Source organism: Halorubrum sp. PV6 (genome assembly GCF_003990725.2).
GTDB lineage: Archaea > Halobacteriota > Halobacteria > Halobacteriales > Haloferacaceae > Halorubrum.
Window position 1 is genome coordinate 137,749 of the sequence record NZ_CP030064.1, and the last position, 18,863, is coordinate 156,611.

Genomic DNA, 18,863 nt, shown 5'->3' on the forward strand with positions numbered 1-18,863 from the left:
AGATATCATACATAACAGTAAATTCGGCCCACTGCGGCACGAGTCGCCGGTCTGGAGACCGCCTCCAGGCCCACACTTCGGACGCGACCGGGGCCGAACCGAGATTTCGCGCGGATCCGCTCGAATCGGTCGGGAAGGACCGCGTACCCCTCAGGTAGGACCGTCGGACCGGTTCGGTAGGTAGTCCATACATACGGACTGAGACGGCGTAAGCAGTGATATCGACGAAACGGCCGTTCCGGAGCCGACACCACCACCATGACACAGAAAGGATCACAGGGATCGACAATCACCCGCCGGGAGGCACTTGCAGGCGTCGGAGCCGTCGGCTTCGCGACGCTCGGTGCCGCCAGCGGTAGACCGACGGGAACAGACAGCTGGGATAGGTACTCTGCGTACACGTACGCACAGACCGACACGCCCTGGGACTTGCTCGTCGGCTGGCGCAGCACCGAGAACGGAACGCTCGTCGATTCCAGTCCCACCGACGTCGAAGACGACGTCGAAAGCGCCGGCATCCGTCTCGTCGACTTCGACAACGCGCTCCCCGGCGACGAGGGCACCGCGAGCGTCGGGCTCCGGCTCGAAGACTCCGCGGGCGCGGCCCCGGACGGGGTCCGCGTGTGGTTCCGTCTCGCGCTCTCGGACGCGTTCGACGACACCGATCCCGCGAGCGTCGCGCTCGCCGAGCGCATCCACCTCAACGTTCGGTACGACACCGGGCTACTCGGGATCGGTGCCTGCGCGGGCGCAGAGAGCGACTTCGCCGACTACGGTCGGGAGATCGCCGACGGAACCCTCGCCGACCTGGTCGCCGGCCCGCTGGCGGACGGGATCGAACTCGATCCCACGCTGCTCGGTGACGGCTGTCTCACGACCGACGAGCGACGCTGCCTCATCTTCACCTGGGAGTTCGACTCCATCGGCGGCAACGCCGGGCAGGGCGGGACCGTCGACTTCGACGTCGAATTCACCGCGGACGACTGCACCAGCAACGTGAATCCGTTCACGTACGAGCCGACCAACGCCACCGCCGACGGGGGCAACTGATGAGCCGCGACATCGACGGATCGCCTCGACCGAGCGGCGTGAGTCGCCGCCGGTTGCTCGCCGGCATCGGCGGCATCGGCGCCGTCGGACTGGCCAGCGGCCTCGGTACCGGAGCGTATCTCGCGGACCGCGAGACGTTCTCGAACAACACCTTCGGCGCCGGCACGGTCGAGCTCCTCGTGAACGACGAGCCCACCAGCGGCACCTTCGCCGTCGACGTGTCGGGGATCCGCCGCGGCGATTCGGGCTGGAAGGAGTTCGAAATCGGCGCCCAGACGAACCCGGTCCGGGTCTGGCTCGCGACCGAGTGCGTGGCGAGCAACGGTCTCGCACGCGAGCTCGAAGTCGACGTTCACGTCGATGAAACCTCCGTGACCGGCGGATACAAGCCGCTTCGAACCGTTCGAGATGACCTGTTCAACGGCGAGCGGATCGACGACGGCTGTCTCGCCCCCGAGGACACGATCCTCGTAGAGGTCTACTGGCGGCTTCCGGCCAACGCGATGGATGTCAGCGGGCAGACTGCCGACCTGACTTTCCAGCTGTACGCCGAGCAGTGCCGCCACACCACCGAAGCGGACGCGGAGGCGATGAACCCCTTCGCCGGCCGCGTCTGCGACGAGAACCGGTGTGTCCCCTGCGCGGAAGAAAACGACGACGACGTCAAGGTCGGCGGGCTCAGGCTCAAATACCTCGGCGACGAGATCCTCGACCCGCTTGTCGTCCGGGCCACCGGCGGCGGCGGAGGCGGGAACGGACGGGGGAACGGCAACAACCCCCCGACCGTGATATTCAACGATACGGTCGGGCCGAGCGAGGAGTTCGTCCTCGACGGTGCGGATTCCGGGACGAACACGCCAGGCTGGATCGGGCCGAACATCTACCTCGACTCCGGCGGCGGCGCGTCGCGGAACAAGCGCACCGAGACCAACATTCACACGAGCTGCTCGGAGCCGCTCGGCCCCGGCGACGTCTACGGCGACTTCGAGGTCGTCGCGGTGACGACGACAGACGACGAGCTGGTCTGTGAGAGCGGCACCGGCGGCGACACGCCGGACGACGAGCCCGAGCCCGAACCCGAGTGCGCCGTCTGCGAGGACGAGAAGGCCTCGCTCGCGACGCTCGACATCGAGTACATCGGGTCCGACGACGCGACCATCTCGGTCGTCTCGACGAAGGGGAACACGAGCGGCGAACTGTTCGTCGGGACCGTCTCCCAAGGTGACGTCTTCACCCTCGACAGGAAAGACGTGATCCGGGGCGGTAACAACGGGAACGGGAACGGCAACGGGAACGGCGGCAACGGCCGCCCGACCAACAAGCTTGGCCCGGAGGTCGAGATCAGCGTCGACGGCGAGGCGAGACCCGTCGTTATCCACGTGAGCTGCTCGCAGCCGCTCGCGGTGGGCGACGTGTACGGCGACTTCGAGATCGACGCTGGAACAACCACGGACGGCGAGTCGCTGTGCGGCTCGGAGGCGAACTGATGACAACCATACTCACTTCAGCACGGATGAAACGGGCGGCGAACATACTCGGGATCGTCCTGCTGATCGCGCTCGTCACGCCGTTCGCCGTGTACGCGGTCCCCGAGGTCGTCAGCGCAGACGAGAGCTTCGTCGTGCTCACGCCGAGTATGACCCCCGCCATCGCGCCCGGCGACGTGGTCGTCGTCGCGGAGCGTGACCCCGCCACGGTCGCCGTTGGCGACGTGATCACGTTCATGCGGGGCACGAGCGACGTGCCCGTGACACATCGGGTGATCGGCGTCGTCGAGACGGCGAACGGCCTCGCCTTCGAGACAATGGGAGACGCTAACGAGGGACCCGATCCCGGCCTCGTGCCGGCGGCGAACCTCGTCGGCGTGGTCGCGCTGACCATCCCGTACATCGGGTTCGTCATCCAGTTCGCCGGCACGCCCGCCGGCTTCGTGACCCTGGTGTTGCTCCCCTTCGGTCTGCTTGCAGTCACCGAAATCTGGTCGCTGGTGCAGGGGCGGAACGGAGCCGAACCGGTCGCCGCGGCGGACGCGAGCGACGATCCGGATGCGACCGACGATCCGGACGCGAGCGATGGCTCGGCCTCGCCGACCGCAGCGGCCGCAGTCGTCGAGTCGCCGGCCGACTCGTCGACCGAGTCATCGACCGACGCGACCGCCGTCGCCAACGAGGCGGCCAACGGCGGCGTTTCGGTCGACGCCATCGGCGGTGCGGCGGCGATGCTCGCGCTGTTTGCCCCGTACGCGATCTACATCGCGTTCGAGCTTCGGACCGCCGCGCCCATCGCGGTCGCGATCGGCTCGACCACGCTGCTGCTCGGCGCCCTCGCGATCTGGGTCCCGGCGAGCGGCGTCCTCTCGCGGTCCGCGTCTACGGCAACCAACGCGTCGGCGCCTGCCGACCCCGAACCGGTCGCCGAGACCGGCGCCACCGACGGCGGTGACGTCGAGTCGACGGCAGAGACCGACTCGTCCGCGGCCACCGAGTCGTCGGACGCGGTCAGCGAGACCGAGTCCGTCGGCGAGGCAGCGCCCGTCGACGAGACAACCGCCGAGACCGCGGACGGTCACACTGACCCGTTCACGTCGCCCGACTCGCTCGACGGCGCCGACCCCACGGCGGGGTCGTCGGTGACGCCGCCTGCGCAGGCGGACCGCACGGGGGAGGGCGACTGATGCCCGTGAACCGCACGCTCGTCGGCCTCGTGGCCCTCGTGGTCTTGGTCTGGGGCGTCGCGTTCGGCGGCGGTGTCACCATCGCCGTGCTGACCGCGACCGCGAACGTGACGACGACCTTCGAGACGGCCGACGAGTTCACGCCCATCGAGAACACGACCGGCTCGGACCTGACCCGAACGGCCGCGATCGTGGGCGACACGCCCGACACGGACGATGCCGCGCCCACGAGCGGGACGGACGCGAACGTGACTGACGCGAACGGGACGGGCGACAGCCCGCCCGAAGCGCCTCCGGTGAACGGGAGCGCCCCGGACGAACCGGTGAGCGACGAGCAGACGCCGGAGACGAACGAGAGCGACTCGGGCACCGGCGAGGGCGCTTCAGAGCCCCCGGCGGCTCCGTCGTCGCCCGGAGACGAGTCTGAATCGGAATCAGAGGCTGAATCGGAGTCCGAGCCTGAGCCTGAGTCTGAATCGGAACCGGAACCGGAATCTGAATCGGAATCGGAGTCCGAGCCTGAGCCTGAGTCTGAATCGGAATCGGAACCGGAATCTGAATCGGAATCGGAGTCCGAGCCTGAGTCGGAGTCGACTCCTGACTCCGAGTCATCGTCGGAGTCCGAGTCAGACGCGACCGACGAACCGTCGCCCGACTCGGAGTCGGAGTCCGAATCACCCACCGAGTCCGCTTCGACCCCTGACTCCGAGTCGACTGACGACTCGGCGCCGTCATCGGACGAGCAGTCCACGGAGCAGACGGACTCACCCGACGCGGAGAGCCAGCCGTGATTCTCCCGAAACGTCGGATATCGCTTCCCGACTTCGGTTCGGAGAGGCGAGGCCGCCGTACTCGGCCTGGGAGGAAGCTCGCGGTGCTGTTGACGCTCCTCGTGCTGTTCGTTCTCGCGCTCCTCTCCGATCTGGTGAGTATGGCCGGCTGAAGCGGCGACGATCCGAGACACCCTTTTATACCGTTTCGACGCTCGCACCGCCGGCGGTGCCGTCCGTGACCGCGGGTGTGCCGCGGACGCCGACGTTATGTACCGGACTGTCGAAGGCTGAATCGATAGATGGTCGCGCTCGATTCACTCGTGTTCGTTTTTATTGCGGGACTCATTACGGCGCTCGCGACCGGTATCGGCGCGCTGCCGTTCTTCGTGTTCGATTCGATAAGCGACCGCGGCAACGTGGCGCTTTGGGGGTTCGCCTCGGGCATCATGCTCGCGGCGTCGCTGTTCGGCCTCGTCCAGGAGGGGCTCGCCGAGGGGACGCCGACCCAGATCGGCGTCGGCGTCGCCGCGGGGGTCGGCCTCGTCGTCGTCGCCCACGAAGTCCTCCTCGACGCCGACATCGACCCCCGAGAGTACGAGGAGGCCGACTTCACGAAGCTCGTGCTGATACTCGGGGTGTTGACCGTCCACAGTTTCCCCGAGGGCGTCGCCGTCGGCGTCTCCTTCGCCGACCTCGGACTGGCCAGCGGGACCCAGCTGTTCGGCTTCACCGTCCCGCTGCTCGCGGTGTTTATGACCGTCGCGATATCGATCCACAACATCCCCGAGGGGACCGCCATCTCGATTCCCCTGCGGGCGATGGGCGTCTCGAAGTGGAAGATGGTGTGGTGGGCGGTGTTCTCCAGTCTCCCGCAGCCGATCGGCGCGGTCATCGCCTTCGCGTTCGTCCGCACCGCCCGCGAGTTCCTCCCGTACGGCTTCGGCTTCGCCGCGGGCGCGATGATCTACCTCGTCCTCACCGAGTTCATCCCCGAAGCGCTCGAAACGGGCGCGGAGCTCCCGCGGGGCGGCAAGCCGGTCCTCCTCGGCGGCTTGGCGCTCGGCGTCGCGCTCATGATCCCGCTCAACTTCGTCTGATCCGGCGGAACCGGGATCGCCGCCGCCGAACGGCCTTTTGCCCTCGCGGGCGAACCGTCGGTATGTCGAACACCGACGCCGGAGCGCCCGACTCGCCGGACTCGATCACCGTCTACTCCGACTACGTCTGCCCGTTCTGCTACCTCGGGCGCCAGTCGCTCGAAGCGTATCAGGAGACCCGCGAGGAGCCGCTCGCGATCGACTGGCACCCGTTCGACCTCCGGGCGGGCCAGCGCGGTCCGGACGGCGAAATCGACGACAGCGCCGACACCGGCAAAGACGAGGCGTACTACGAGCAGGCCCGCGAGAACGTCCGTCGCCTGCAAGACGAGTACGACGCGGAGATGGCACAGGAGCTCCGGACCGACGTCGACTCGCTGCCCGCACAGATCGTCTCGGTCCACGTCAGAGAGACGGCCCCCGACTCGTGGCTCGCGTTCGACGAGGGGGTGTTCGCCGCGCTGTGGCAGGACGGCCGAGACATCGGCGACCGCGAGGTCCTCGCCGACATCGCGGGAGACGTCGACGGACTCGATCCCACTATCGTCGACGAGGCGCTCGACGACGACGACCTGCGCGACCGCGTCACCGACCTGTTCACCGCCGCTCGCGAGCGCGGGGTCTCCGGCGTCCCCACGTTCGCGTACGACGGTCACGCCGCGCGCGGCGCGGTCCCGCCGGAACAGATCCGACGCCTCGTCGGCGACGTGTAACGCCGGGCGGGCTACCCGCTCGTCGCCTCGCCTCCCTCGGATCGGTCGGGGTCGTCGTCCGCTTCGGCCCGGTCGGCGTCCCCGTCGACGAACCGGTACGAGAGGTACACCGACCCGAGCGCGAGCGCCGTCCCGCCGACGACGTCGGTGAGCCAGTGGATCCCGAGGTACATCGTCGCGACGACCACGCTCGCCGCGAGCCAGACGGCGATGGGCGTCCACAGCGGGTACTTCCGCCGGGTCAACACCGCGAACGTCGCGACGGTCACGGAAAGCGACGTGTGCAGGGAGGGGAAGACGTTCGCGGGCTTGTTCACCTCTCCGGTCAGGGCCATGAAATTCGGGTTATGGGTGAAAAGCAGCGAGGTCACCATCTCGGGAATCACGTTCCGCGGGCCGTGTGCGAACACGACGGTGTACAACACGAGGCCGACGCCGTAGTTGAGCGCGTACGCGACGAGGAGCCGCTTTATCGTCGCCGCCCGCGGGAGCGCGAGGTACGCGATGAACGGGAACGCGACGAGGAACACGTATCCGTACACGTACACCGACGAAAAGTACATCGTCACCTGCGGAGTGGCGAACGTCGTCTGTAGCCACGCGACGAAGTTCCCCTCCAGCGCGTAGATGGCCCACGTCAGCCGGAGCCCGAACAGCTCCGAGACCGTCTGGAGCGAACTCCGGCCGACGGCGCTCGCGATCAGGACCGCCACCAGCCCGGCGAAGGGGACGCGGATCTCCCACAGCCGGCGCCGCGCGTCGTTCCAGAGTTCGTACAGTCGTCGGGGGCCGACGATGGCGACGCTCGCGACGAGCAGCGCCGAGCTGACCCACAGCGAGAGCGAACTCACGACCGACAGCAGCCGGCTCATGGGTTCGGCGCGAGCAGCCGCCCCTCCTCGTCGTATCGATACCCGGCCTCGCGGAGCCGGTCTCTGGCCGCCTCGGCGTCCAGCGATCCGGACTCACCCACGAACGGCTGTACGGGGTCGGTCTCGCGGTCGTCCCACCGCAACGCCGCAGGCACCCACTCCGGCGTGGCGGCGAGCGGCGAGGCGGCGGGCTCGGCGTACCCGTCGAACGCCACGTCGACGAGGCGCCGTTTGTCGACGAGCGACGCGAGGACCGCCCGGAACCGCGGGTTCGAAAGCGGCGCCCGGCGGGCGTTGTACCCGATGTGGTAGAACCCGCCGGACTGCCCCGCGACGAGCCGAGCGTCGGCCTCGCGACCGATCCGCGTCACCGAGTCCGGCCCGAGACTCGAAACGGTCGCGTCCGCGAACCCGTCGCCGACCGCCTGTACCGCGGCGATGTCCGACCCCATCACCTCGATCGTCAGCCGGTCGAACGCCGGCTTCCGACGGAACCGCTCCGGAATCTCCGCCAGCGGTTCCGTCCCGTCCCCGCTCGTCGCCCCGTCGTCCGCGGATCGGCGGAGGAAGTGGTCGGGGTTGCGCTCGAACGTGACCGACTCCTCGGGCGTGGCCTCGACGAAGCGGACGGGGCCGTTCCCGACCGGGTCTTCGTTGTTCGTCACGACGGCCTCGGTGGTCTCGGCGTCGAACTCGATGCCGGCGATCGACGCCGCCGCGGTCCGGTCGGTCCAGACGTGTTCCGGGAGGATCGGCACGGTGAGCGCGCGCACGGCCACCGCCTCGTTGACGTCGTCGAACGCGATCTCGACCGTCTCCTCGTCGACCGCGGTCGCCGACTCGACGGCCGACACTCGCCCGCGGAACGTCGGGGTCGGCACCGGCGACTCGGCGGCGCCCATCGAGGTGTCCCGGAGGAACTCGTAGGTGAACGCGACGTCCGCCGCCGTCACCGGCTCCCCGTCGTGCCAGTCGGCCGATCGGAGCGACAGCTCGACGGTCGCGTCGTCGGTCCGCTCCCAGCCGGCGGCGAGCCACGGGACCACCTCCCCGTCGTCGATCAGCGCGAGCCGGTCGTACAGAAGCGACGTGAACGTCCCGTACCGCCGGTACTCGGCGGCGATCGGGTTCCAGTTCTCCGTGATGCGCTCGTCGGTCGTGACGAGCCGGAGGGTCCCGTCGTCCGCGTCCTCACCGTCGTCCGTCAGCGGCATATCGCCGAGCAGCTCCAGCCCGTCGATGGAGCGCCCGTCGCTGTCCTCGGTGTCGTTGCCGTCGGCGGTGTCGTTGCCGTCGGCGGTGTCGTTGCCGTCGGCGGTGTCGTTGCCGTCGGCGGTGTCGTTGCCGCCGACGGTCCCCGTCTCCTCCGTACCCGCCACCGAACCGGCGCGTTCGAGACCGAGCAGCCCGCCGACGGACAGCGGCTGTCGATCCGTCCAGTTCTCGAAGCGGTCCTCGCGGACCGCGGTGAGCGGGTCGGGGAACGCGACGACGGTGAACGGCTGGAGTTCGCCGAGGGTCTGCTGGAGGGCGTGTACCGCCTCGCGGCGGTCGTCGCCGGCGGACCGGCGCTGGCGCGCGAGCAGTTCGTCGACGCCGTTGACGTCGCTGAGTCCGAACGGGTTCTGCCACCCCGCCTCCGTGACGAACCGCGAGTGGGTGAACGCGTACATCGCGTCCGGGTCGAACGGCTCCGATTCCTGGAACTGCCCGACGTACGCGTCGAAGTTGTGGTTGATGAGGACCTTTCGCCGGAGGTCGGTGCGCCCGAGGGTGCTGATGCGGGCGTCGACGCCGACCGCGTTCAGATTCTCGGCGAAGTGTCTGGCGATACGGATCGCGTTCGGGTCCGTGTCGGCGGGCGGGGCGGCGATCTCCAGGACCAACTGCGAGCCCCGGTCCCGCCCCACGATGTTCCGCGTTCGACCGAGACAGCCGGCGCTCAGGGCCGCGAGTCCGACACCCGCGAGCGCCGCTCGGCGACTGACTGGTCGCGTCATCCGTCCGAGGGCTCTTCCCGCTCACGTATATCTCTTCTGTGGTGTTTCCGCCAGTCCGGGCGCGCTCGGCGCGACCCTCGATTGCCCGCCTGTCGAGGGCGCTCCGCTCAGATCACGTCGGCGAGCGGCAGCGCCAGCCCGGCGGCCCACGCCGCGAGTCCCGCGGCGAGAACGGGTCTGTCGGCTGCGGCGCGTCCCATCGCGACCGTCCCGAGCGCGGCGAGCAGCGCGGCCCGATGGACGAGGAGCGCGGGCGGCACCGCCACGCCGAGGGCGACGAAGTCGATCACGAACCCCGCGCCGACCCCCGCGACGACGCCGAGAAGCGCAGCGCTCGGGTCCGACCTCGGCGCTCGGGCGACGACGAGCGCCGGCATCCCCACCGCCATGAGCAGGTACAGGGGCGCGGCGATGAGCTTCGGTCCGACGCCGGGGAGGGCCGTCTCGGCCGCGACGCCGGCGACTCGCACGCCGACGACGATCGCCGCGAGCGCCGCGCCGAGGAGGGCGGCGCCGGCGTGTCGGCTCGCCTCCCGGCGGGCCCGACGCGCGAGTTCGACCGCCGCGGCCTGCGTCCGACGGCGGAGCAGCGCGCCGGCCGCGGCACCCGCCGCCGTCAGTTCGATCACCGACACCCACCCATCGCTCCACCCGCCCTCGATACCGCGGTACTCCCGGCTGACCTCGGCGTCGACCGCGCCGTGGATGAACTCGTCTTCGAGCCGGACCGCCGGCTCGTCGATACCCGGCACCGTGTGCCGGAGCCGGAACCAGTCGTAGTACTCCTCGTGGGCCTGCACCGCCGTGTAGGCGCCGTCGGGCGACTCGTACGCCCGGAGGTGATCGCGCACGCCGAGATACGTGCCGTCGTGGAGTTCGAACGTCTCCTCCAGCCAGACGCCGCCCGACGGCCCCTCGACGTAGCTGTAGCGGTCGGAGCTGTGCGCGTCCGCCCAGTCCCGCTCGACGAGCGCCTCTACCGCCTCCCTGTCGGCGGTCGCCGCAGCCTCCGCTGCCGTCGTCGTCTCCCAGTCGGTCCCCGACCGGCGCTCGATCGCTCGCCGGGTCGTCTCCGCGTCCGCGTACACGAGAACGTTGATCGCGAGGGTCCGTCCCTCGACCGCGGTGCGGCGGCTCGTGTACGGCCAGAGCCGGTAGTCGCCCGCGACCGCGATGAGCGACGCCTCGTCCACCGGGGTCGGCGCCGGCTCGTCGACCGTCGGCGGCGGCGCCTCGTCGCCCGCTCCGGCAAAGAGGCCGGAGGCCCCGAGTCCGAGGCCCACCACGAGCAGGAGCGCGACGGCGACCGTCGTCCGCTTCATGGGTCGCCCGACGGCGCCGGGAGGAAAATCGCTTTGGGTGGTCGCTCTCGGGGGCGCGTCGAGGCCGCGAGTCGGGCTCGGTCGACGGTCACCAAGACTCGGCGACGCCGTCGCGGACGTCTTCGGCACACCCCTCGCAGTCGGGATGGCCGTCCTCGAAACACGTCGGTCGCCCCTCGTCGTCGACCGCGACGGCCCGGCGCTCCGCGTGGCGGCGACAGACGATGCGTGCGCGTCCCTCGTCGTCGGTCGCGAGACCGTATCGCCGCGCGTTCTCGCCGTTGCCCTCGGGGTCCGCCTTCGCCTCGGTGTACGCCCGCTTGGCCTCCTCGAACTGCTTGCCCGCCTTGCGGAGCTGCTGGCGGATCACGCGTTCGAGTCGGTCGTCCATACCCGCCGTTTCGGCGCGTCGGATATAGGTCCGTTGGCGGACGGTGGGTCGGCTGGCGGTGGGTCGGCGGCCCATCGCCGTCTGTGAGCAGCTCGTGTGGTACCGTTCCACTTGAAACGGCGCCCGCGTCTGGCTGACGGGCGTCAGACGCAGTCGGGGCGAGCCGCGGCGGGCCGCCGCGCCAGCAGCGCTCGAACCGCCGGCAGCGCCGGCAACGACGCCGTTTCGTTCACTTTCACCGCGGTTACCCGATTTTTAATACCGTGAGGAGCCAACCCTCGTACGCCTCCCATTGAAACACGACCGGAGGCGGAGACACCCCATGAGCGAACTGCGACAGGAAGCGGAAGCGATAGCGGAACAGTTCTCGGACCACCTCGACGTCGACGCCGACGAAATCGAGGAGCGCTTGGAGACGCTCGTCGACGAGTACCGCGTCCCGGTCGACGAGGCGCGTCGGAGCGTCACCAACAGCTACCTCGAAGACGCCGGGATGGAGCGCGACGAGCTCGGCCGCGGCGGCAGCGAGTCGGTCCTCGTCAACGACATCGACGAAGACGAGCAGTGGGTCGACCTACGCGTGAAGCTCGTCGACCTGTGGGAGCCGCGGAGCGACTCCATCTCGCAGGTCGGGCTCGTCGGCGACGAGTCCGGCACGATCAAGTTTGTCGCTTTTAAAACGTCCGAGCTCCCCGAACTCACCGAGGGGCAGGCCTACGAGCTCTCGAACGTCGTCACCGACGAGTACGAGGGGAGCTACTCGGTGAAACTCAACCGGACCACGCAGATCACCGAGATCGACGAGGAGATCGAGGTCGGCGACAACGCCGACACCGTCGAGGGCGCGCTGGTCGACATCCAGTCCGGCTCCGGGCTCATCAAGCGGTGCCCCGAAGACGACTGCACGCGCGTCCTCCAGAACGGGCGCTGTTCCGAGCACGGCGAGGTCGAGGGCGAGTTCGACCTCCGGATCAAGGGCGTCTTAGACGACGGCGAGACCGTCACCGAGGTCATCTTCGACCGCGAGGCCACCGAGAAGCTCACCGGTATGGGCTTGGAGGAGGCCAAGGACATGGCGATGGATGCGCTCGACACCACGGTCGTCGCCGAGGAGATGGGCGACGACGTGCTCGGGCGGTACTACCGCGTCACCGGCCCCACCTTCGGCCGGTACGTCCTGGTCGACGAGATGGAGGACCCCGGCACCGTCGACGTTGAAACTGCGCTGATCGAAGCGAGGTCGATTTAAATGAGCCAATCCGCACCCACCCGAGAGGTCGCCCGGCGCGTGTTCGCGAGCGAGTTCAACGACGCCGCCTTCACGTTCACCGAGTCCGACGACGAGCGAGCGCCCGTCTACGCGCTGCTGCCGACGGGCGAGTCGTCGAACCGCGTGTTCTTCGTCGGCACGCTCACCGAGAAGGACGACGTCGGCGAAGACGCCGAGTACTGGCGCGGCCGCATCGTCGATCCGACGGGCACGTTCTTCGTGTACGCCGGCCAGTACCAGCCCGAAGCCGCGTCGAAGCTCCGCGATCTGGAGCCGCCGGCCTACGTCGCAGTCGTGGGGAAACCCCGGACGTACGAGACCGACGACGGCACCGTCCGGGTCTCCGTCCGCCCCGAGTCGATCACCGAAGTCGACGCCGCCACCCGCGACCGCTGGGTCGCGGAGACGGCCCGCCGAACCGTCGAGCGCGTCGCCGCGTTCGACGACGAGGGTAACGAGTACGCGCGCATGGCCCGCGAGGAGTACGACCTGGACCCCCAGACGTACAAAGACGCCGCGCTGTCGGCGTTAGCGGACCTCGACGAGAACGACGGGGACGAACTCGCCGGCGACGGCGCCGCGAGCGACGACCCCGCCTCGGACGAGAGCGACCCGGCCGGGACGCCGGAACTCTGAGGCGCCCCGGAGCGCCTCGCGGCCGGCCGTATGGCTCTTTTGCGAGTGTCTGACAAACGCTTAAGTGGATTGCAGGAAACTAGTCCGACAATGGGCAACAAGAACAAGACGATCTCGTTCCGCGTCAACGAGGACGCGTTCGAGACCCTCCGCGACATCGCCGAGGAGCGAGACATCTCGCTGTCGGCGGTCTTCCGGGACTACGTGGAAACGCTCGTTGCCCACGACGGACAGGTCCGCGTCATCCCGGAGGCGGAGCTTGACAGCATGGGCGAGAGCGGGGAGTCGTTCCCCCCGAAGATCGAGGTCCCGAAGAGTTTCGTGCGCGAACACGAGCGACTGGAGCTCGAAGCCGATCACCTCCGGGAACAGCTCGAAGAGCACAAACGCTACGTCAACTACCTCCGCGAGCAGTTGGAGGACGGCGACGAAGACGTGATCCAGCTCGAAGATCTCGACGGCGAACCCGACGAACCCTCCTTCCGGCTCGGCTAGTTCGGTCGCGCGCCGGCTGTCGTCGCTTGCCGCTCTCGCCCGGCGCTTCTCGTGTACCGTCTACTGACTTGTCGAGCCGGCGCCGACACCGCACGGCCGCGTCGCGCCGAATCCGACACACCCTGCCCCCGTCGGCTCGCCGATCGGCCGAGAACCTTCCCGATCGTTCGGTACTGTTCGAGGAAACGCCGACATTGGCGAAAATATTGCCGAGTGCCCCTCAATTTGTTCAAAAATGTCCGATTCTCCCCGATTCTGATGGACAGTCTCTCATCGCTCCAACCGATTTCTGCCTATACTAAACTATTTACGAAAACAATAATACCTGGGCGGTGAACCGTTCGTGTATGAAGAGGTGTCTGCGACCGTGAGCGTGTTCGACAGGGCGTACGACGATCCGGTCCGCGTACTCGACGAGGACGGGACGGTCGTCGGCGATGTGCCGGACCTCGACGACGAGGCGCTCGTCGATATCTACCGGCAGATGCGGCTGGCGCGGCACTTCGACGGGCGCGCCGTGAGCCTCCAGCGACAGGGGCGCATGGGGACGTACCCGCCGCTTTCCGGACAGGAAGGCGCGCAGGTCGGCTCCGCGGCGGCGCTCGCCGAAGACGACTGGCTGGTGCCCTCGTACCGCGAACACGGCGCCGCCCTCGTCCGCGGGCTCCCGCTGAAACAGACGCTGCTCTACTGGATGGGCCACGAGGCGGGTAACGCGACCCCCGAAGACGTGAACGTCTTCCCGGTCGCGGTCCCCATCGCCTCGCAGATCCCGCACGCCACCGGGGCGGCGTGGGCCTCGAAAATCCGCGGCGACAACGACGCGTTCCTCTGTTACTTCGGTGACGGCGCGACCAGCGAGGGCGACTTCCACGAGGGGGTCAACTTCGCCGGCGTGTTCGACACCCCGACCGTCTTCTTCTGTAACAACAACCAGTGGGCCATCTCCGTGCCGCGCGAGCGACAGACGCGGAGCGCGACGCTGGCCCAGAAGGCGGAGGCGTACGGCATCGACGGGGTGCAGGTCGACGGGATGGACCCGCTCGCGGTGTACAGCGTCACGACGGCCGCCCTGGAGAAGGCTCGCGACCCCGAGACGGACCGCCCCCGCCCGACGCTCATCGAGGCCGTCCAGTACCGGTTCGGCGCGCACACGACCGCCGACGACCCGACGGTCTACCGCGATGCGGACGAGGTGGAACGCTGGAAGGCGAAAGACCCGATCCCCCGACTCGAGTCGTACCTCCGCTCGGAGGGAATCCTCGACGACGAGCGGGTCGCCGAAATCGAGGCCGCCGTCGAGACGCGGGTGGCCGACGCCATCGAGGCGGCGGAGTCCGAGTCCCGACCCCGGCCGAAAGAGATGTTCGAACACGCGTACGCGGAGCGCCCGCCGGAGCTCGAACGACAGTACGAGGCGTTCGCGGCGTTCCACGAGGCGCACGGCGACGAAGCGTTCCTGGAGGAGTAAATGAGCGACACACAGAACCTCACCGTGGTACAGGCGATTCGAGACGGATTGTACACCGAGATGCGCGAGGACGACGAGGTCCTCGTGTTGGGTCAGGACGTGGGGAAAAACGGCGGCGTCTTCCGCGCGACCGAGGGGCTGTTCGACGAGTTCGGCGGCGACCGCGTCGTCGACACCCCCCTCGCCGAGTCGGGCATCGTCGGGGCCGCGGTCGGCATGGCAGCGATGGGGCTCAAACCCGTCCCCGAGATCCAGTTTTCGGGGTTCATGTACCCCGGATTCGACCAGATCGTCTCCCACATGGCCCGGTTCCGGGCCCGGAGCCGCGGGCGGTTCTCCCTCCCGATGACGCTGCGCGCGCCCTACGGCGGCGGCATCCGCGCGCCGGAACACCACTCGGAGTCGAAGGAGGCGTTCTACGCCCACGAGGCGGGGCTGAAGGTCGCCATCCCCTCGACGCCGTCCGACGCGAAGGGGCTGTTGGCGGCGTCGATCCGGGACCCGGACCCGGTGATCTTCCTGGAGCCGAAGCTCATCTACCGGGCGTTCCGCGACGAGGTGCCCGAGGAGCCGTACACCGTTCCGCTCGGCGAGGCGGCCACCCGTCGCGAGGGCGACGACGTGGCGGTGTTCACCTACGGCGCCATGACGCGCCCGACGCTGGAGGCCGCAGAGCGCCTCGCCGAGGACGGAATCGAGTGTGAAGTCGTCGATCTGCGCACCATCTCCCCGCTCGACCGCGAGGCGATCGTCTCGGCGTTCGAGGCGACCGGGCGCGCCGTCGTCGTCCACGAGGCGCCGAAGACCGGCGGGGTCGCGGCCGAGATCACGGCGATCCTTCAGGAGGAGGCGCTGCTGTACCAGGAGGCACCGGTGAAACGCGTCACGGGCTTCGACGTGCCGTACCCGCTGTACGCGCTGGAAGACTACTACCTCCCGTCTGCGACCCGTATCGAGGAGGGTATCAGGGAGGCGGTGGAGTTCTAACTATGCACACGGAGGCCACCCGATGACAGTCGAGGAGTTCAGGCTGCCGGACGTCGGTGAGGGAGTCGCCGAAGGCGAGTTGGTCTCGTGGCTCGTCTCACCGGGCGACCGCGTCGAGGAGGACCAGCCGGTCGCGGAGGTCGAGACGGACAAGGCGCTCGTCGAGGTCCCGTCGAGCTACGACGGGCTCGTCGAGGAGCTGTTCGTCGAGGAGGGCGACGTGGTCCCCGTCGGCGACGTGATCATCTCGTTCCGCGTCGACGAGGACGGCGCGGCCGACGAGGCCGACGAGGCCGACGACGCGGAGACGGAGGACGCCGACGCGGGCGCGACCGAGGCGCCGGAGACGGACGCGGACGCGACCGACACGGACGCGACCGACGCCGAGCCGCCGACGCCGTCCGGCCGGACGTTCGCGCCCCCTTCGGCCCGACGGCTCGCCCGCGAGCTGGGCGTCGACATCGGCGCCGTCGACGGGAGCGGTCCCGGCGGTCGCGTCAGCGAGGCGGACGTGCGAGCCCACGCGGAAGCCGCCGACGCCGACGACGGTCCTACCGTCGGATCCGCCGACGCCGGTCCGGCACCGAAGCCCGCACCGACGCCGGCAGACACCGGATCCGGCCGGAAGTCGGCCGTGAACAAACGCGGCGCGAGCGAGTCGGACGCGACCGGCGACGCGGCTCCGGCCCCCGACGCGGACGCGTCGGAGCCGGCCGGCCGCGACACGACGCTCGCGACGCCCGCGACGCGGAAGGTCGCCCGCGAGTTGGGCGTCGACATCGACGACGTGCCGACCGACGAGCGCCGGGACGGCGAGGCGTTCGTCACCGGCGAGCACGTTCGGGCGTACGCCGAGGGGTCGGCCTCGGGGGGAGAGGACGGCTCCGCACCCCAGCCGAAGGCCCTCGACCTCGACGACACGACCGCGGCGACCGACGCCGCCACCGACGCCGACGCTACCAACGTCGGGGCCGACGAGACGGTCCCCTATCGAGGGGTCCGGCGTACCATCGGCAAACAGATGGAGCGGTCGAAGTACACCGCGCCGCACGTCACCCACCACGACACCGTCGCGGTCGACGCCCTCGTGGAGGCTCGCGAGGAGCTGAAGCCGAAGGCGGAGGCGGCGGGCGTGAGCCTCACCTACATGCCGTTCGTGATGAAGGCCATCGTCGCGGGGCTCAAGGAGTACCCCTCGCTCAACAGCGAACTGCGCGAAGACGACGAGGAGATCGTCTTGAAAGGCGACTACAACCTCGGTATCGCGGTCGCGACCGACGCCGGCCTGATGGTTCCGGTCGTCGAGGACGTCGACGAGAAGGGGCTCTTCGAGCTGGCCGAGGAGATCAGCGACCTCGCCTCGCGCGCCCGTGACCGCAAGATCACGGCGGCGGAGATGCAGGGCGGCACCTTCTCTATCACCAACTTCGGCGCCATCGGCGGGGAGTACGCCACGCCGATCATCAACTACCCCGAAACCGCAATCTTGGGCCTCGGGGCCATCGAGGAGCGGCCGGTCGCCCGCGACGGCGAGGTCGTCGCGGCGCCGACGCTGCCCCTGTCGCTGTCTATCGACCACCGCGTCATCGACGGCGCGGTCGCGGCCGAGTTCGCGAACACCGTGATGGAACACCTTGAACACCCGCTGCTGCTGTTGACACAATAATGGTCGTCGGAGACATCGCAACCGGAACGGAGGTACTGGTGATCGGCGCGGGGCCGGGCGGCTACGTCGCCGCCATCCGCGCCGCACAGAAGGGACTCGACACGACGCTCGTCGAGAAGGACGCCTACGGGGGCGCCTGTTTAAACCGCGGGTGTATCCCCTCGAAGGCGCTTATCACGGGCTCTGGGCTCGCACACGAGGCCGGCAACGCCGAGCACATGGGCATCCACGCCGACCCCGCGGTCGACATGGGGAAGATGGCCGAGTGGAAAGACGGGATCGTCGACCGGCTCACCGGGGGGGTCGAAAAGCTCTGTAAGGCCAACGGCGTCAACCTGATCGACGGGACCGCCTCGTTCGTCGACGACCACACCGTCCGCGTCGCCCACGGCGGCGAGGGACAGGGCTCCGAGTCCATCGAGTTCGAACACGCGATCGTCGCCACCGGCTCCCGGCCGATCCAGATCCCCGGCTTCGACTTCGCCGCGGACCACGTCTGGAGTTCGGCGGACGCGCTCGACGCCGACTCGGTCCCGGATCGGCTCGGGATCGTCGGCGGCGGCTACATCGGGATGGAGCTGGCGACGACGTACGCCAAACTCGGCGCCGACGTGACCGTCGTCGAGATGCTCGACGACATCCTCGACCCCTACGAGGACGACGTGACGCGGCTCGTCCGCACGCGCGCCGAGGAGCTGGGCGTCGAGTTCAACTTCGGCGAGGGAGCGAGCGAGTGGTCGGAGGGCGCCGACGGCGGCTACCGCCTGCACACGGAGACCGAAGAGGGAGAGGAGTCGACGTACGGCGTCGACAAGATCCTCGTCGCGGTCGGTCGTCAGCCGGTCACGGACGGGCTCGACTTGGCCGAGGCCGGGGTCGAGACGGACGACCGCGGCTTCATCGAGACGGACGACCGCACCCGGACCGCGGTCGACCACATCCACGCCGTCGGCGACGTGGCGGGCGATCCGATGTTAGCGCACGCGGCCTCGAAAGAGGGCATCGTCGCCGCCGAGGTCATCGCGGGCGAACCCGCCGCGCTCGACCAGCAGGCGATCCCTGCCGCCGTCTTCACCGACCCGGAGATCGGGACGGTGGGAATGACCGAGGAAGCGGCCGACGACGCCGGCTTCAACCCGGTCGTCGGCGAGATGCCGTTCAACTCTTCCGGCCGCGCCATGACCACCGGCCACACCGAGGGGTTCGCGCGGATCGTCGCCGACGACGAGACGGGCTTCGTTCTCGGCGCGCAGATCGTCGGGCCGGAGGCCTCGGAACTGATCGCCGAGGTCGCGCTCGCCATCGAGATGGGCGCGACGCTGGAGGACGTGTCGGGGACGGTCCACACGCACCCGACGCTCGCGGAAGCGGTGATGGAGGCCGCAGAAAACGCCCGCGGGCAGGCGATCCACACGCTGAACCGCTAAGCCGGTCTCCCCGCCGCCC

The 18,863-nt window shown here is 69.1% G+C and carries 17 protein-coding genes; 13 read left to right on the forward strand and 4 right to left on the reverse strand.

Annotated elements, in window-relative coordinates; genetic code table 11:
• Positions 1 to 258 precede the first annotated feature (258 nt).
• The 6 genes from DOS48_RS14430 to DOS48_RS14455 all read left to right on the forward strand — a co-directional run bounded on the left by DOS48_RS14430 (position 259) and on the right by DOS48_RS14455 (position 6,307).
• Entirely contained in the window at positions 259 to 1,050 is a 792-nt protein-coding gene (locus tag DOS48_RS14430) for a hypothetical protein (protein ID WP_127116424.1), read from the forward strand.
• Positions 1,050 to 2,537 (forward strand): TasA family protein, encoded by a 1,488-nt coding sequence (locus DOS48_RS29585; RefSeq protein ID WP_127116425.1) that lies wholly within the window; start codon positions 1,050 to 1,052, stop codon positions 2,535 to 2,537. The genes DOS48_RS14430 and DOS48_RS29585 overlap by 1 nt, the downstream gene beginning before the upstream one ends.
• Entirely contained in the window at positions 2,537 to 3,724 is a 1,188-nt protein-coding gene (locus DOS48_RS14440) for a signal peptidase I (protein WP_127116426.1), read from the forward strand. Before DOS48_RS29585 ends, DOS48_RS14440 begins: the two co-directional genes overlap by 1 nt.
• Positions 3,724 to 4,515, forward strand: a complete 792-nt coding sequence (locus DOS48_RS14445; protein ID WP_158283827.1) for a hypothetical protein — start codon at positions 3,724 to 3,726, stop codon at positions 4,513 to 4,515. Before DOS48_RS14440 ends, DOS48_RS14445 begins: the two co-directional genes overlap by 1 nt.
• Before the next feature lie 281 nt (positions 4,516 to 4,796).
• The gene (locus DOS48_RS14450) at positions 4,797 to 5,594 is read left to right on the forward strand and encodes a ZIP family metal transporter (RefSeq protein WP_127116427.1); all 798 of its coding nucleotides are present in this window, start codon (positions 4,797 to 4,799) and stop codon (positions 5,592 to 5,594) included.
• A 62-nt stretch (positions 5,595 to 5,656) separates the two neighbouring features.
• Positions 5,657 to 6,307: a DsbA family protein gene (locus DOS48_RS14455; RefSeq protein ID WP_127116428.1), complete on the forward strand. Its 651-nt coding sequence runs from the start codon at positions 5,657 to 5,659 to the stop codon at positions 6,305 to 6,307.
• An 11-nt stretch (positions 6,308 to 6,318) separates the two neighbouring features.
• On the opposite strand, the gene DOS48_RS14460 is transcribed toward DOS48_RS14455, so the two are convergent.
• The 4 genes from DOS48_RS14460 to DOS48_RS14475 all read right to left on the reverse strand — a co-directional run bounded on the left by DOS48_RS14460 (position 6,319) and on the right by DOS48_RS14475 (position 10,892).
• A complete protein-coding gene (locus DOS48_RS14460; protein ID WP_127116429.1) occupies positions 6,319 to 7,179 on the reverse strand; it encodes a phosphatase PAP2 family protein in 861 nt (286 codons plus the stop codon).
• Positions 7,176 to 9,179, reverse strand: a complete 2,004-nt coding sequence (locus DOS48_RS14465) for an ABC transporter substrate-binding protein (protein WP_127116430.1) — start codon at positions 9,177 to 9,179, stop codon at positions 7,176 to 7,178. The genes DOS48_RS14460 and DOS48_RS14465 overlap by 4 nt, the downstream gene beginning before the upstream one ends.
• A gap of 107 nt (positions 9,180 to 9,286) precedes the next feature.
• On the reverse strand, positions 9,287 to 10,501 hold the full coding sequence (locus tag DOS48_RS14470) for a hypothetical protein (protein ID WP_127116431.1): 1,215 nt from the start codon (positions 10,499 to 10,501) through the stop codon (positions 9,287 to 9,289).
• A gap of 88 nt (positions 10,502 to 10,589) precedes the next feature.
• Positions 10,590 to 10,892: a hypothetical protein gene (locus DOS48_RS14475; RefSeq protein ID WP_127116432.1), complete on the reverse strand. Its 303-nt coding sequence runs from the start codon at positions 10,890 to 10,892 to the stop codon at positions 10,590 to 10,592.
• A gap of 322 nt (positions 10,893 to 11,214) precedes the next feature.
• Between DOS48_RS14475 and DOS48_RS14480 the strand changes: the two genes are divergently transcribed.
• From DOS48_RS14480 to lpdA, 7 genes are all read left to right on the forward strand, one after another.
• Positions 11,215 to 12,141 carry a replication factor A gene (locus DOS48_RS14480; RefSeq protein WP_127116433.1) on the forward strand — a complete coding sequence of 309 codons (927 nt, stop codon included), beginning with the start codon at positions 11,215 to 11,217 and terminating at the stop codon, positions 12,139 to 12,141.
• The gene (locus DOS48_RS14485) at positions 12,142 to 12,798 is read left to right on the forward strand and encodes an RPA family protein (RefSeq protein WP_127116434.1); all 657 of its coding nucleotides are present in this window, start codon (positions 12,142 to 12,144) and stop codon (positions 12,796 to 12,798) included.
• A gap of 90 nt (positions 12,799 to 12,888) precedes the next feature.
• Positions 12,889 to 13,293 carry a CopG family transcriptional regulator gene (locus DOS48_RS14490; RefSeq protein WP_127116435.1) on the forward strand — a complete coding sequence of 135 codons (405 nt, stop codon included), beginning with the start codon at positions 12,889 to 12,891 and terminating at the stop codon, positions 13,291 to 13,293.
• A gap of 367 nt (positions 13,294 to 13,660) precedes the next feature.
• Positions 13,661 to 14,764 (forward strand): pyruvate dehydrogenase (acetyl-transferring) E1 component subunit alpha, encoded by a 1,104-nt coding sequence (pdhA, locus tag DOS48_RS14495; RefSeq protein ID WP_127116436.1) that lies wholly within the window; start codon positions 13,661 to 13,663, stop codon positions 14,762 to 14,764.
• Complete coding sequence (locus DOS48_RS14500; RefSeq protein ID WP_127116437.1) at positions 14,765 to 15,751, forward strand: alpha-ketoacid dehydrogenase subunit beta; 987 nt, start codon at positions 14,765 to 14,767, stop codon at positions 15,749 to 15,751. It abuts the gene before it with no gap.
• 22 nt (positions 15,752 to 15,773) lie between these two features.
• A complete protein-coding gene (locus tag DOS48_RS14505) occupies positions 15,774 to 17,417 on the forward strand; it encodes a 2-oxo acid dehydrogenase subunit E2 (protein WP_127116438.1) in 1,644 nt (547 codons plus the stop codon).
• Positions 17,417 to 18,844, forward strand: coding sequence for a dihydrolipoyl dehydrogenase (lpdA, locus tag DOS48_RS14510; protein ID WP_127116439.1), 1,428 nt, complete (start codon positions 17,417 to 17,419; stop codon positions 18,842 to 18,844). The genes DOS48_RS14505 and lpdA overlap by 1 nt, the downstream gene beginning before the upstream one ends.
• Positions 18,845 to 18,863: the final 19 nt, after the last annotated feature.